Below are 14,398 nucleotides of genomic sequence, written 5' to 3'. Positions count from 1 at the left end.
AGTTTTCAAAATACAAGAGCGGCAGGGAGTTTATTCCGCCAAGTTTCCAGGGCGGCATTGTTTTCCCCGGCTTTGACGGAGGAGGAGAGTGGGGCGGATCGGCTGTCGACCCGGCAACACAGATCATGTACATCAGCACAAGCGAGCTGCCCTGGTGGACCCAAATGATCCCAAACCCGGCGTTAAATAAGATCGGCGGCAAAACATTCAAGGAAGTTGGTAAGAGCGTTTATGCGAAGTATTGTGTCAGCTGCCACGGCCCAGACCTGAAAGGCGATGGCAAAGCATTTCCGTCACTTTTGGGATTAAACAAGAGATATGATGAACAGCAGCTGCGCCAGATCCTGGATAACGGCAGAAATATGATGCCAGCGTTCAGGCAGATAGTTGAAGGTGAAAAGGCTCCTTTAATTACTTTCCTGCTTGACCTGGAGGATAAGGAAGCATTGCCCCTTCGCGCAGGAGCAGCCCCGAGCCCTGAACGTGATATTACGCCCCTTTATTCCATGAGTGGCTATCATCGCTTTTACGATAAGGACGGCTTCCCTGGTATTAAACCGCCATGGGGAACACTGAACGCCATAAACTTAAATACCGGCAAGCTCTTGTGGAAAGTGCCTCTGGGCGAATTCGAAGCGCTTAAAAAACAAGGCATTCCGAACAGCGGGACAGAGATCTATGGCGGACCGGTGGTGACAAAAGGAGGGATCGTGTTCGTCGCGGGTACCCAGGATGAAAAGATCAGAGCTTTCGACAAGACTAACGGCAAACTGCTGTGGGAGGGTCAATTGCCAGCTGCAGGCTTTGCTACTCCAGCTGTTTATTCTATAAATGGGAAACAATATGTCGTTATCGCTGCTGGCGGAGGGAAGCTGGGGATGAGATCTGGGGGGAGTTATGTGGCGTTTGCTTCGCTACGCTCGCAATGACACAGTTAGTGGGTTGGCGATTACTCGCTTAGCTGCGCTCAAATAGCACATTCCTGTTATTTAGCCTGGGACTAATACTATAAGAAACTCATTTGTCATTGCGAGCGAAGCGAAGCAAAAACTTTTTGCCTTTTTTTTCCTTGTATACCGTATGATAAGTTTGCCGGCTCATATTCAGAACGTTCTGGATCAGGTTACTGAGTTTGCGGATCAAGCTCATGGTGATCAGACACGTAAATATACCCCTGAGCGATATATCGTGCACCCGGTGCGGGTCATGAAAATACTTACTGAGTATACGACAGATATTTCCATGCTTGCGGCAGCCCTTTTGCATGACGTGCTGGAAGATACTCCGGTCAAAAGTGAGGATATTGAAGCATTTCTTGAACATATTATGGTTGCCAGCGAAGTCAGGAAAACCTTAAGATTTGTTGAGGAACTTACCGATGTTTACGTTAAACCAGACTTTCCCCATCTGAACAGGCGCCAAAGAAAAGAGCTTGAAGTAGCAAGAATAGCCAAAACAAGTAAAGACTCACAAACTATCAAGTATGCCGACATTATTGACAACTGTGTCGAGATAGTCAAACACGACCGCGGGTTTGCTGGTAAATTCCTGTTTGAGTGCCGCGAGATCCTGCGCAAAGCGCCGAATGGTGATCCCAGGCTTTATGAAAAGGCGGTGATGACGTTGAATGTGGCGGTGAAGCAGCTTTAATGATATTGCGGTTAGAGAGTTGCTCCGAAGGAGTCCCTACGGGAAAAGTGTACTAATAACGGCAAGCAGATCCACCCGCTACCCCCGCTGGGGACACTGGGCGCGAAATCATTTCTCCACTCATACTAATGTTTGGCTCTAAAACATCCGCTGAAAAAGCATTTGGTACTTCATAAATTAATATTATATTTGATATCATTTTAATATCAAACTAAATAATTATGAAAAACGAAAAAACCATCACACCATTTAGCGGGTACGCATTTATGCTGCTGCTCTTGTTTATAATGATCGCGGCTATAGGGCTTTACCAAACAGATAATGAGGAGTCGACGGTGGTGCTTCTTGTGCTGGTTATCTTTCTTGCATCAGGCATGACTATTGTTAGTCCGAACAATGCCAAAGTGTTGCTTCTCTTCGGAGACTACAAAGGCACACTAAACCAGAATGGTTTGTTCTGGGTTAACCCGTTTTTCAAAAAGCTCAATATTTCATTAAGGGCACGAAATTTCGAAAGTGAGAAGATCAAGGTAAACGACAAGCTGGGTAACCCGATCCTGATCAGTGTGATTCTGGTATGGAAGGTAAAAGACACCTTTAAGGCCTCTTTTGAAGTGGATAACTATGAGCATTTTGTAAGGGTACAAACTGATTCGGCGGTTCGTAAGCTTGCCGGGAGCTATCCGTACGACCATTTTGGAGACGACAGTGCTGTTATCGCACTGAGTACAAATTTCGATGATGTCAACCAGGCTCTGGAACAAGAGATCGTAGAGCGGATGCAAATTGCCGGGATAGATGTAATTGAATCGCGCATCGCCTACCTCGCTTACGCTCCGGAAATTGCACACTCGATGCTTAGAAGACAGCAGGCGTCAGCAATTGTTGCAGCTCGTCATAAAATTGTCGAGGGAGCTGTGGGTATGGTTGAAAGTGCATTAGCTTTGCTCTCCGAAAAAGACATCATTGTGCTGGACGAAGAAAAGAAAGCAGCTATGGTAAGCAATTTGCTTGTTGTTCTTTGCGGAGATAAAGACACCCAGCCAGTTGTGAATACAGGAACATTGCATCAATAAGAATGAGCGAGAAAAAGCCATTTGCCTTACGCATAGACTCAGATACCATGAAAGCCATTGAAAAGTGGGCGGCAGATGAGTTCAGGAGTACGAACGGGCAGATTGAATGGATATTGAATGAGAGTTTGAAGAAGTCGGGGAGATTGAAAGGGAAGGTGAGTAAAAAGGGGGATCAGTGATCGGTGTTTCGGTAATCAGTATTCAGTAAAAGGCAATCGGTGATCAGTAATAGGTACTTTCTATTTAAAGGTCCACGTCAATCAATTGTGGGACCCACCGATTACTGAATACTGAATACTGCTATCGAAGGTCCGTTCTAGTGGCTAACCCCGCTCAAATATCCTGATAGTTTCATAATACTCCCTGCTACAACACCAATCTGCTCTTGGGCCTCTTTCCAGTTCCGTTGCTCAATGGCTTCACGAACCCCGGGAATTGTTTTAACCCCATAGCCTGTGTAAAATCCCGGTGCGTATAGTGTATGCTTATACCATCCCCGGCGAGGCAAGCCTGTAGCTGTAAGCAGCATTTGCTCTGCCTGGTATAGCTTCTTATTTAACGCAGACTGATCTGAACCTGCGGGTAGTTTCGAAACAGTTTCAGAAAGCTTCGTAGTAGATAGTTCCAGTGAGCGTAATGCATTCTGAAGAGGGGAGAAATCGATAAAAGGAACTTCCTCTTTGGTAACCGGCTCTTTGAAGAAATTATTTGGATCAGCAGCAAGCTTATAGTTATTTCCTTTAATTGCTTCGTTTTGTATCATTGTCGATTCACGCATTTGATCGGTGAGAGTTTGTAGCTCGGTCACATAAGTTGACACCGTTTTATGGAGATTCTTGAACTCAAAAGGCAGAACCTCGGCATCTGCCATACGGAGAACAGTACGCCCGATAGTTTGAGCCAGGGCTACACCGTATTTAAAACCGGGATCACCAAAGCGGCTGTAATGGTCATACGAGTCATAAATAGAGTGGTAAGATCCGCCCTCATCTTCACCGCCAAAGCCAATATTTAATGAAGGGATGCCGGCATGCTGCAGGAATGCCGAATAATCTGAACCAGAACCCAGAGCGCCCAGCGTCAAGGTCTTCTTTGACATATTATCTTTCTTCGTCTTGTCGGTGCCTGCAGTTGTAATCTGGCGGGCCTTCAGGCGATCGTAAAGGCTGACATTAGTCTGCGGATCTTTAACATCCTTAGCAATCTCATCGATCAAAGTTTCCAGACCATGCGATCCGCCGGCCCCAAAGAAGCCGCGCCCGTTTCCATCGGTATTAATGTAAACAACGGCCTTTTGCTTTAATTCTTCTTGATGATCTTCTACCCATTCTGTAGAGCCAATAAGACCAGGTTCTTCTGCATCCCATGCTGCAAAGACAAGGGTGCGTTTGGGTTTATATCCATTCTTTACCATGCCGCCGATAGCCTTGGCTTCTTCCATCATCGAAGCAATCCCGCTGATCGGATCATTCGCCCCGTTTACCCAGGCATCGTGGTGATTTCCCCTGACGATCCACTGATCCGGATAAACAGATCCTTTAATTTTAGCGATCACATTATAAGCAGGAACCAGCTTCCACTCAGATTCAATTTTCAATCTGACATTTGCTTTCCCAGGTCCAATGTGATAGGTAATAGGCAATGCACCACGCCATGCTTCCGGTGCTACCGGTCCGCCTAACGCGGCGAGTAAGGGCTGGGCATCATGGTAGCTGATTGGTATTACAGGTATTTTTAGAAGGTTAGGAGCGCTGGTGCGTTCCAGACGTTTGGCATTCGCTGTAGCGCCAACACCCGGAGTTAACGGATCACCCGGATAGATAACCATATCCATAACCGACCCGCGCTGCACCCCAAACTCATTTTTAAAAGCTCCTTTCGGATAAACATCTCCCTGATAAAAGCCATCTTCCTTGGGATCAGAATAGATGATACAGCCGATAGCTCCATGCTCCTGCGCTATCTTAGGTTTAATACCGCGCCATGACCGTCCATAACGGGCGATAACAATTTTCCCCTTGACTTCAACTCCCATTGCCTCTAAGGTTTCATAATCCTCCGGCAGACCGAAGTTCACGAAAACCAGTTCAGCGCTGACATCGCCATCGGCACTCCATGCATTTGAAGTCGGCAGCTGACCTTCCTGAGCGGATGTCCCGTCCTCCTTTAGCGATGGCTCCTTTAACAACGCCGTGAATTTCCGCGGGCCGGTCATTTCCAGCAAGCGAACTTTTGGAAACGGGAACAAAACCTGGTAGGTCACAATCGAAGCATCCCAGCCATAGCTCTTAAACTTTGCCAGAATATTTTCCGCGACCTCCTTACTTCCTGGCGAGCTCACGAAATGCGGTTTCGCAGACAGCTCCTTTATTGTATTGCCAATGCTTTGCGCACTCAGTAGGGCATCGAATTTAGCTTCGTTAGGGCGTTGAGCAGAGGCGGATAGGGACCCTAGTAACAGGGCTGCTGAGAGGAGGTTTTTCGTATTCATTGATTATTATTCAGTTGTTAGTTGTTCGTTGTTGGGCTGGAGGGATAGGGTAGTTGTTCTTTTGACTTTTTGAGGTGCTTTAGAAGATTCCGACCGCCTCTCCGATTAGTCTAACAACTGACAACCACCAACCAACAACTAGTTTAACGAAGCTTCTACCGTTATCTCTGTGTTCAGCAACTTGCTTATTAGGCAATTCGCTTCAGCCTCTTTAACCACAGCATCAAATTGCTCCTGAGAAATGCCCGGGATTTTTGCTGTAAGAGTTAAATGAGAGTTGGTGATTGCGCCGTCACCCAAAGTAATATCACACTTTGTGGTTAGTTCTTCTGCAGTAAATCCAGCGGCGTCGACAATGAAAGCAATCTTCATTGTAAAGCATCCGGCATGAGCCGCAGCGATCAGCTCTTCTGGGTTGGTTCCTGTGCCTTCTTCAAACCGTGATTTGTAAGAATATTGGGTTTTGCTTAAAGTACCGCTTTGAGAAGTTAAATTTCCTTTTCCGTCTTTTCCGGATCCAAGCCAAACGGCTGTTGCGTTGCGTTTCATTTTCTGTAGTTTTTAGTGAATATAATTTTTGGTTGTGAGGGGCAAGTTAGAAAAGGAAACTGAAAAGTGAAAGGGGAAAACGGACTTACTATAGAACCACTGGATACGTACCCACCGAAGTTTAACCCTGCCTGCCGGCAGGCAGGCGCGGAGAGGACGCAGAGTATAAGCGCAGAGAGCGCTAGCTTTTCACAAAGTGCTTGTTGAGGTCGTTCGATTTGATTCTTTCTCTGCGATCTCTGCGAAACACTCTGCGCCCTCTGCGTTAAAGTAGGCGTCTTGCCCGTTCTTTCCAGATGCAACATAGGGTTTGCCCTAAATCTTACTTTGCGGTTAAATTAAGCGTTTAGTATTAAAATATCCCGATATTTGTACGATAACAAAAGTTAATGTCGACACCGCCCTTATACAACTCTGACACCATTATCGCCCTCGCCACTCCCTCCGGCATTGGAGCCATCGGTATGATCCGCCTCTCCGGCCCGGATGCGATATCATTGGTTAACGAAGTATTTAACGGTAAGGACCTGAGCATCCAAAAGACTCACACTATTCATTTTGGAACTATCCGTGATGGGGCACTGATCCTAGATGAAGTACTATCTTCCATTTTCATCGGCCCAAAATCATACACTAAAGAAAACGTCGTTGAGATCTCAACACACGGTTCTGCATATATTATTGAAAGTATTATTAAGCTCCTGATCCGTAAAGGAGCAAGGCCTGCAAATCCGGGTGAGTTTACTTTGCGCGCATTCTTAAACGGCCAGCTCGACCTTTCCCAGGCTGAAGCTGTTGCTGATCTGATCGCATCCAATTCACAGGCATCTCACCAGGTTGCCATGCAGCAGATGCGGGGTGGTTTTTCTACTGAATTACAGCACCTCCGCGACCAGTTGATTCATTTCGCTTCTATGATTGAGCTTGAGCTTGACTTTGGCGAAGAAGACGTGGAATTCGCCAACCGTGAGGATCTTAAGGCACTTATTTTCCAGATCAACTGCATATTACACCGCCTGATCCAATCATTCGAACAAGGCAATGTGATGAAAAACGGCGTTCCGGTTGTTATTGCAGGAAAGCCTAATGTTGGGAAATCCACATTGCTCAACGCTCTCTTGAACGAAGAGCGCGCTATCGTCTCTGAGATCGCCGGCACAACCCGCGATACCGTGGAAGACGAGATCATCATAGGTGGCATCAACTTCCGCTTCATCGACACCGCCGGCATCCGGGATACGGTAGATATTATTGAAGCAAAAGGAGTTGAGCGTACTCATGAGAAAATAGGCTTAGCTAAGCTTATCATCTACGTCATTGATCCGGAGCAGGAAATAGAGGAGATTATAACGCAGATTGAGTATTTAAGGGACCTGGATATCCCATTCATATTAGTTGTCAACAAAAGCGATCTCGTCACCGACGGTTTCTATTCTCAACTCTCAACTCTCAATTCTCAACTCTCAAAAGTATCAGGTATCAGGTATCAAGTGTCAAGTAGCGAGACGCCTGATCTATCGGCTAATGCCGCAGACAAGAGGCCTCAAATCTCCGATCAGCCGCTTTCGGATTTCAGCTTTCAGCTTTCAGCTCCTTTATACATTTCCGCCAAATCCAACACGGGAGTCGACACTCTAAAAGAGGCCATCCTCCAAAAAGTAAACCTTCACTCCATCAACACCGACGATGTGCTAATCTCCAACATTCGCCACCTCGAAGCCCTTCAAAAAACTGAAGCTTCGTTGAACAGCGTGTTAGAGAATATAGGTAACCCCATTACCTCTGATTTTCTTGCAGTGGATATCAAACAGGCGCTGCATTACCTGGGAGAGATTACCGGGCAAGTGACGACAGATGACTTGTTGGAAACGATATTCAGCAAATTCTGTATCGGAAAATAAAAATGATTGCTTTTAGAAGCTAATGACCTGGTTTTGTTGGACTAATTACATATTGTTTAACGATTTGACCAACTATATATAACTAACATTAAATCCTGCTGTGGATATTTAGTCGAAAGAAATGTTTTCCAATAGAAAACATTTTATTATATTTGTATTGTGTTTAATATCATAGCAAGAAAGACCTTGTTGGAGTATGTCAGGCAATACCCGTTGGCACGTACCGCACTTTTAGAATGGTATCATGAACTTGAAAAAGCTGATTTCAAAAATTTTAATGAATTAAAGAAAGTTTATGGAAATGCCAGTCTGGTTGGTGATGATAGGGTGGTGTTTAACATTATGGGAAATAAATTCAGATTGGTAGTAAGGATTGTTTTTGAATACAAGGCTATCCAAATAAAATGGTTCGGAACACACAATGAATATGATAAGACGGATGTTGAGGGCGTCATCTTTAAACGAAGGTAATATGGTACTGAAAGTTATTAAAAACAAGAAACAATATCAGGAATATTTGAATTGGGTGGACGTAATGTTTGATAAAAAAATAAGTCCAGACAAACGGGAAGGTGAGATGGTGCAGGTTGCTCTGTTATTGATTAAACAATATGAGGATGTGAACTATTCTGTTCCAATGCCAGATCCTATTGAAGCCATTAAAATAAAAATGAAGGATGCTGGTTTAAGAAATAAGGATTTGGTTGGCAAGGTTGGAAGTAAGGGGTATATATCTTCTATTTTAAGTGGAAAGAAACCGCTTACTTTGGAACTGGCCAAGTTGTTCCATCGTGAATTGAATATCCCTGCAGAGGTGTTATTGTCATAAGTGCAGATCTGTATTTGATTAACGGATAGTTACTTATATGAGCTGAAGCCTGCTTGATAGTAGACATGATTACCAAAAAATATTCGCTTAATTTCGGCAAGTGATTGAAATTCAGAAAGTATTAATTTTTGTATCGGAACAGCGAATATATCATCATTTGAATATCTTCAACCAAAGTAGTCAAGAGTTAGAATAGTGAGAAAGACTTATAGAGGTTTAATACCGGTCAATGTTGGACAAATATTTATGACTTATTCTTATTTATTTTCTTAAGTGTCTGACTGATAGCATGGATTACTTTCTGTATCGGAAAATGATTACTTTATAAAAGGAAACTAAGAACTTAAAAAAACAGTTAACTTATTAGATAACTAGCTATTTGATCAGTTCAACAATAACCAATTATTAATACTAGCTGTCCGTCAGGTATGCTTGTTAAAATCTAAATTGTTTATGATATTCGCTTTAATTCCCTTTTTTGGTTCGCGGAAGAAGATGACGAAAATCACCAGTACAGCAACAGATCCCCATGCCGGGTAGATCCATATATTATACCAGTTGTGAGTCATCGTGCCGATCGGCTCAGCGAAGGCATTAGCCGCCTGGAAGTACCGGCAAGGTGAGTGCCGACAAAGGCGCCCACGCCCACAGGATAAAAGCGATTAGCCATTGAGCTGCGCAACGCATCCGTTCATTGGCCTCATCGTCAACATAAAACTGGCCGGCTATAAAGAGGAAGTCATAACAAATACCATGAAGCAGAATTGCGCTAGACACCATGAACGTTTGCATGGATACTGAATCTACGCTTCCTGCAAACAGGAAATACCGGATTGCCGAGGCTAAAATACCTATGAAGATGTTCTTTTTATAATCAAGCCTGCTGAGCATTAATGAAGAAGAATGAGGAAGGCTACATCCGAAACCTGTGCTAACGACATTTTAGCTGTACTAAATTGCCATCCCAGTTCCGTCACATATAAATTCATGTTCACGATGTAAAAGTACAGGGGAATACAGATCAAGAACATACATACTATAAAGATTGCAAAGGATGGTTTTCTTAAAAGTGCCAGCGCATCCAAGCCGAGAATTTCACCCAGATTTACATCCTTTCTCGTCTTCATTGGAGGAGTATGGGGTAAAGTATCGGGATGACAAAAGTACAGGGTAAGGAATATGCAGAGACGGGTATCACTATCAATGCTTTAGCTCCTGCGGTTATTCAAACTGCCATGGTCGAAGCGCTACCTGCTGAAACCGTAAAATACATGACAGATAAAATACCCATGAAGCGTTGCGGCTCACTTGAAGAAGCAGCCTCAATAGCAGCTTTTATCGTTTCGCCTGAGTGCAGCTTTACCACCGGGTTCACCTTCCTACCTTTCGGGTGGCAGAGCGACCTACTGACATGGAACTCCCTGCCTGTTGTCATTACTTACTTACTACTCATCATTTTCCGAACTTCAGCTACTTCCTTTTCACTCACCGGACCAGATTTATTACCAAAACTCCTCCTGACATAAGTTAAAATCTGCGAAATTTCCTTATCTGTGAGGAAAGATGCGTGTGAAGGCATGGTATCGTTGTAATTTTGGCCTTTTACCTGAATTGCGCCGGTCATCCCATTCAGAACAACATTGATGAGCACGGTTTTGTCGCTGTTTACCCATTCAGATCCCGCAAGAGGGGGGAAGCGGCTTCCGTCGCCATTTCCATCGCCTTGATGGCAGTTTCTGCAATAGATATTGTATAGCAGTTCAGCATGAGCTGGTTTGCCTTTTCTGTCAAGATTATCAGCCATTTCATCCGGAGTTTTAAGATGGGATAATGTCTTGCGTTTTTCCAATTCAGCAAGTTCTTTTGTGCCGAAGGATTTCTTGTCGCCCTTGTACATAATTCTCCAAATCTTCCCCTTTTGAGTTTCTCCTACGTACAACGACCCATCCGGCCCTTCTGCTAAACCCATAGGCCTATAGTTGGCGTCATTGGCTACCACAAGTGTATCTTTTCTCGCAAATCCATCAGCAAATACTTCCCAGGGACCAGTCACCACTCCGTTCTTCATAGGAACAAAGACAACAACATTGCCAACCTGAGGGTATGGGATACGATTGGTAGACCCATGCAGAGATACAAACGCCCCCTCTTTGTAACGGGCGGGGAACTGGTCGCCTTTATAAAATAAAATATCATTCGGAGCAAAATGTCCAGGGAAACCCATCAGGGGTTTCGGGAGCTTTGCTCCGTCCCCTTCCTTTTTACCATCCCCTCCATATTCGGGACTCATAATTTTCTTTCCCAGCATCTGATCATAATAATAATAAGGAAAGCCTCCATCAAATCCTTTAGTTACCTTAAAAAGTTCATCTGATGGGAGCATGGTAGCTTTCCATGGGCTATAATACTCAGGCCAAAGTAAGCGCAGATCATCCCGGCCATGGTGCACTGCATAAAGGGATTCAGTGCTTTTATCCCAGGTCATGCCTACGATACTTCTCATTCCAGTTGCATATCTTGTTCCGTCGCTCTGCTTTTGCTGCAATTTATCCTCATCAAACATCCAGATCCCGCCGTGATCAAGCAAATATGGACATGGATTCATCCCCGGAGATCCCGGCTTCCTGTTCTCAACCTGGCAAGAATTTGTTCCCATACCCCATGATACAAACATATTGCCTTTTCCATCAAATGCCAGTGCTTTTGCCATGTGTTCATGATAAGGCAAGGTATCGATCACCACTGTATCCATCTTACTGTCGGGAACCAGTTGTCCTACTTTTAGCTTATTGCGAAAGACCATTAGCTCTGAACTAAAGTAGAGATAGCCATTATGTATTTGCATGGCCGTCCCTCTGTTGCGGTTCTCATACTTGCCCCAGATCTTTACAGTATCGGCCTTGCCATCTCCATTCACATCCCTCAGGGCGGCATTACCAAAACCGTCAGTCGTTGGAGATCTTAGTTTGACGTAGACATCTCCATTTTTATTTACTGCGATATGCCTGGCTCCAACATAGGTTCCTATGGGTTGGTTGTTCGGGCGACCCAGCTGTGTGCTTTTTGGAGCGCCTTTAATTTCGACAGGAGCTGCCTGAGGTGCATTGGATTTCGCAAGCTGGCTTATTTGCAGGGCAACAACAGAACCGCCCCCAATGCTATCAACCACCACAAGAGCCTCGAATCCGCCGGGCAGGATCAGTCCGCCATTATCTGAATCAGAGGGCGGCAATTTTTCTGTACCTGACTTACAACTGTTTATAAAAGAGAAGAGAATTATGCAAATAATTAAGGGGTAGAAGTATTCTAGTAGACCATGTTTATTCATGGAATCAAATTAGTTTTTTATTTTGGATATTAGCCCTTCTCGCTTACATTTTTCCCTGTATTTTGGAGAGATCCGATTCGTCCCCAAAGAATGTTAAAAATAAATTTAAAATGTTTTGGAATTTCGGGTACGTAAACGTAACTTAATCATCATTTTCAAAGCAGTGTATTTTCATGTTTTAATCGGTTTTTTTACATATGATAAAAATAGTAAAAACATCATTTAAAAGGTGGTAAATCGTCCTGAATATCTGGAATGGAAAGAACAGTATCTGCTATTAAGTGATGTAACTGTTGCTGAGGACGCAAAACTTTTGGAAAGCAGGTATGAGGTTAAGATAAAAATTTCAGATGATAGAATTGGATCCAAACGTTTTACTACAGTTGTGAGGAAAGGTGAAACACTTGAAGAAATTTTGAAAAGTATATCCGAGTTTAACGAAGCCGTATATAAATATGATCTTGAAAAAGCTGTTATTACTTTGGATTCAAAATGAGTGACGGTTGTGAAATGCTATTATATAACTATCTAAAACAAGAACCAAGATTATGAATTTCGATCTGGCACCATAGAAAAACCCTCTGAAATCCTGCATAAACAGCGTTATCAGAGAAAGAACGGATGTTCGACTACCATCGCGCATCAATTTGTGTTTTAAATTCTGTATTCTAAAAATAGAAGCCATATTGATAACTTTTAAAACAATGTAAAACAATGAATATTTTTACACTACATACTGAAAATCACCAACAACCACATTTTGCCTCTTATTTAAGGCTAAATTTGAATAAATTAGTAGTTATAATTATGCAGCTCAGATTAGCATTTGTTATTGTTTTAACTACCTCAATTCAGTTGTTCTCAGCTCCGCCTGTCAAGAGCCAGGCAATCGAGAAGCAAACTACTTTTCAATTTATGTATCGTTTTGCAGACGTGAAGGATATCAAAAAACTGGAGATATCTGAAGAAAGGATGTCGGTCGCTGATATTTTGAAAAAATTGTTATCCAATACTTCCCTTGATTTTAAACAGGTAGATAACAGAATAATGATAGTCAATAATCTAAAAAGTGAAGACGATGTTAATGTAAATAAAATAACAGGTAATCCGGCTTCTAAGTTAATGGATATTATTGTCCGAGGTCAGGTAAAAGATGCCAGGGGTGAGACACTTCCAGGTGTAAGTGTTAAAGTAAAAGGTACAACGGCTGGAGCTTCAACAGATATGGACGGGAGATTTTCATTAAACGTTGACGAGAATGCGGTATTAGTTTTCACTTATATTGGTTATGTAACTAAAGAAGTAAGTGTAAGTAACCAAACTTCTTTAACTGTTGTTTTAGAAACAGCGACTGCATCACTAAGTGAAGTTGTTGTAACTGCATTAGGTATCAGCAGAGAGTCAAAATCATTGACTTACAGTACTCAACAGGTAAAAACAGAAGAGCTTACTCAAGCACGTGAACCAAACGTGATTAATTCCCTACAAGGAAAAGTAGCTGGTTTATCAATTAACTCTTCAGGTACAGGTGTTGGTTCTGCATCTCGTGTGGTTCTTCGTGGTAACCGTTCAATTAGTTCTGACAATCAGGTTTTATATGTAATCGATGGTGTGCCTGTTAGAGGTTTCCCTGATAACCTGAACTCTGATAACATTGCTTCAATTAACGTGCTGAAAGGCCCGAACTCTGCAGCTCTTTATGGTAGTCAGGGACAAAATGGTGCAATCGTTATTGAAACTAAACAAGGCGTCGCTGGAAAAGTTAATGTGTCATTTAACAATACATACATGTTAAATGAGGCGGTTGATTCAACGCCTTACCAGAGCATTTACGGCCAGGGTTCAGGTGGTGTGTACATTAAAAGTTCTGAGGATTCCTGGGGTCCGAAAATGGAGGGACAAAGTGTGGCTACATGGTCTATCAATCCGGCTAATGCTGGACAGACTTATGCATTTACAAATCAGCCGGATGCCCGAAAGGATCTGTATCACATTGGTGGTAACCTTGCTTCTAATTTAATTGCCAGTATAGGGGGTGAGAAAACACAAACTGTATTTTCTTACACGTTAACAGATGCTTCGGGTATCATCCCGAATAATCAGTTGCAAAGACACAACATCGCCTTAAGGATGACCAATAAACTATCTTCAAAATTAACACTTGATAGCAAGTTAGACTACATGCGTCAGACACTGAATAATCAGCTCGCTGAAGGTGAAAGTAGTTTCAATCCAAACAGGCAGATTTTGACAATGCCCGCTAACATTCAAACTTCAATGGTATCAAATTTTGAGTTTGTAGACGCCCAGGGATATACCCGTCAGGATTACTGGTTGCCAGGAACAACAGTTGGATCCAATCCTTACTGGGCTATGGAGAGGAATTTGAAAAACAATACCGGAAGCAGAATCATCGCAATGACATCTCTTGCATACAAATTCTCTGATGCAATCAAAGTAATGGCACGTGGATCATTCGATGGTGATAACTTTGTAGATACTGAAAAGTCATATTTTGGTACTTACAGGGATCCTGCCGGAAGATTTCAAGTGGGTGAGAGTAGTGGTAATCAG

The 14,398-nt window shown here is 43.2% G+C and carries 14 protein-coding genes; 9 read left to right on the top strand and 5 right to left on the bottom strand.

Annotated elements, in window-relative coordinates; all coding sequences use genetic code 11:
• The 4 genes from WKF69_RS04250 to WKF69_RS04235 all read left to right on the top strand — a co-directional run.
• The coding region (locus WKF69_RS04250) for a c-type cytochrome (RefSeq protein ID WP_340379751.1) at positions 1–929 on the top strand (929 nt) is incomplete at its 5' end.
• A 151-nt stretch (positions 930–1,080) separates the two neighbouring features.
• Positions 1,081–1,650, top strand: coding sequence for an HD domain-containing protein (locus WKF69_RS04245; protein WP_340379749.1), 570 nt, complete (start codon positions 1,081–1,083; stop codon positions 1,648–1,650).
• 221 nt (positions 1,651–1,871) lie between these two features.
• Positions 1,872–2,726 (top strand): SPFH domain-containing protein, encoded by an 855-nt coding sequence (locus WKF69_RS04240; RefSeq protein ID WP_340379747.1) that lies wholly within the window; start codon positions 1,872–1,874, stop codon positions 2,724–2,726.
• Positions 2,727–2,728: 2 nt separating this feature from the next.
• Entirely contained in the window at positions 2,729–2,905 is a 177-nt protein-coding gene (locus WKF69_RS04235; RefSeq protein WP_340379745.1) for an Arc family DNA-binding protein, read from the top strand.
• A gap of 137 nt (positions 2,906–3,042) precedes the next feature.
• Here the strand turns inward: WKF69_RS04235 and WKF69_RS04230 are convergent, their stop codons facing one another.
• Together WKF69_RS04230 and WKF69_RS04225 are read right to left on the bottom strand one after the other, a co-directional pair.
• Positions 3,043–5,217, bottom strand: coding sequence for a M28 family metallopeptidase (locus WKF69_RS04230; protein ID WP_340379743.1), 2,175 nt, complete (start codon positions 5,215–5,217; stop codon positions 3,043–3,045).
• Between the two features lie 138 nt (positions 5,218–5,355).
• Positions 5,356–5,766, bottom strand: coding sequence for an OsmC family protein (locus WKF69_RS04225; RefSeq protein ID WP_340379741.1), 411 nt, complete (start codon positions 5,764–5,766; stop codon positions 5,356–5,358).
• Between the two features lie 389 nt (positions 5,767–6,155).
• On the opposite strand from WKF69_RS04225, the gene mnmE reads away from it, so the two are divergent.
• The 3 genes from mnmE (at position 6,156) to WKF69_RS04210 (ending at position 8,496) form a co-directional block, all read left to right on the top strand.
• Positions 6,156–7,667, top strand: coding sequence for a tRNA uridine-5-carboxymethylaminomethyl(34) synthesis GTPase MnmE (gene mnmE / locus WKF69_RS04220; protein WP_340379739.1), 1,512 nt, complete (start codon positions 6,156–6,158; stop codon positions 7,665–7,667).
• A 159-nt stretch (positions 7,668–7,826) separates the two neighbouring features.
• Positions 7,827–8,138 (top strand): type II toxin-antitoxin system HigB family toxin, encoded by a 312-nt coding sequence (locus tag WKF69_RS04215; RefSeq protein ID WP_340379737.1) that lies wholly within the window; start codon positions 7,827–7,829, stop codon positions 8,136–8,138.
• A gap of 1 nt (position 8,139) precedes the next feature.
• On the top strand, positions 8,140–8,496 hold the full coding sequence (locus tag WKF69_RS04210; RefSeq protein WP_340379735.1) for a transcriptional regulator: 357 nt from the start codon (positions 8,140–8,142) through the stop codon (positions 8,494–8,496).
• 594 nt (positions 8,497–9,090) lie between these two features.
• Here the strand turns inward: WKF69_RS04210 and WKF69_RS04205 are convergent.
• The 3 genes from WKF69_RS04205 to WKF69_RS04195 form a co-directional block, all read right to left on the bottom strand.
• Complete coding sequence (locus WKF69_RS04205; RefSeq protein ID WP_340379733.1) at positions 9,091–9,387, bottom strand: hypothetical protein; 297 nt, start codon at positions 9,385–9,387, stop codon at positions 9,091–9,093.
• Complete coding sequence (locus WKF69_RS04200) at positions 9,387–9,665, bottom strand: hypothetical protein (RefSeq protein ID WP_340379754.1); 279 nt, start codon at positions 9,663–9,665, stop codon at positions 9,387–9,389. Before WKF69_RS04200 ends, WKF69_RS04205 begins: the two co-directional genes overlap by 1 nt.
• A gap of 269 nt (positions 9,666–9,934) precedes the next feature.
• Positions 9,935–11,824, bottom strand: a complete 1,890-nt coding sequence (locus WKF69_RS04195; protein ID WP_340379731.1) for a c-type cytochrome — start codon at positions 11,822–11,824, stop codon at positions 9,935–9,937.
• 229 nt (positions 11,825–12,053) lie between these two features.
• Here WKF69_RS04195 and WKF69_RS04190 point away from each other — a divergent pair, with 229 nt between their 5' ends.
• Together WKF69_RS04190 and WKF69_RS04185 are read left to right on the top strand one after the other, a co-directional pair.
• Complete coding sequence (locus WKF69_RS04190; protein WP_340379729.1) at positions 12,054–12,320, top strand: DUF4974 domain-containing protein; 267 nt, start codon at positions 12,054–12,056, stop codon at positions 12,318–12,320.
• Between the two features lie 311 nt (positions 12,321–12,631).
• Positions 12,632–14,398: carboxypeptidase-like regulatory domain-containing protein (locus tag WKF69_RS04185; RefSeq protein WP_340379727.1), on the top strand; the 1,767-nt coding region annotated here is incomplete at its 3' end.

Origin of the sequence: Daejeonella sp., from assembly GCF_037719425.1 — a bacterium.
Taxonomy (GTDB): Bacteria; Bacteroidota; Bacteroidia; order Sphingobacteriales; family Sphingobacteriaceae; genus Daejeonella.
Note: the sequence above shows the minus strand (reverse complement) of the source record. Positions and strands in the feature narration are given on the sequence as shown.

Bases quoted from the DNA above. Each gene is read 5' to 3' on its own strand.
- WKF69_RS04245 (WP_340379749.1), top strand. From the start codon at position 1,081: ATGATAAGTTTGCCGGCTCATATTCAGAACGTTCTGGATCAGGTTACT.
- WKF69_RS04240 (WP_340379747.1), top strand. From the start codon at position 1,872: ATGAAAAACGAAAAAACCATCACACCATTTAGCGGGTACGCATTTATG.
- WKF69_RS04235 (WP_340379745.1), top strand. From the start codon at position 2,729: ATGAGCGAGAAAAAGCCATTTGCCTTACGCATAGACTCAGATACCATG.
- WKF69_RS04230 (WP_340379743.1), bottom strand. From the start codon at position 5,217: ATGAATACGAAAAACCTCCTCTCAGCAGCCCTGTTACTAGGGTCCCTA.
- WKF69_RS04225 (WP_340379741.1), bottom strand. From the start codon at position 5,766: ATGAAACGCAACGCAACAGCCGTTTGGCTTGGATCCGGAAAAGACGGA.
- mnmE (WP_340379739.1), top strand. From the start codon at position 6,156: ATGTCGACACCGCCCTTATACAACTCTGACACCATTATCGCCCTCGCC.
- WKF69_RS04210 (WP_340379735.1), top strand. From the start codon at position 8,140: ATGGTACTGAAAGTTATTAAAAACAAGAAACAATATCAGGAATATTTG.
- WKF69_RS04205 (WP_340379733.1), bottom strand. From the start codon at position 9,387: ATGCTCAGCAGGCTTGATTATAAAAAGAACATCTTCATAGGTATTTTA.
- WKF69_RS04195 (WP_340379731.1), bottom strand. From the start codon at position 11,824: ATGAATAAACATGGTCTACTAGAATACTTCTACCCCTTAATTATTTGC.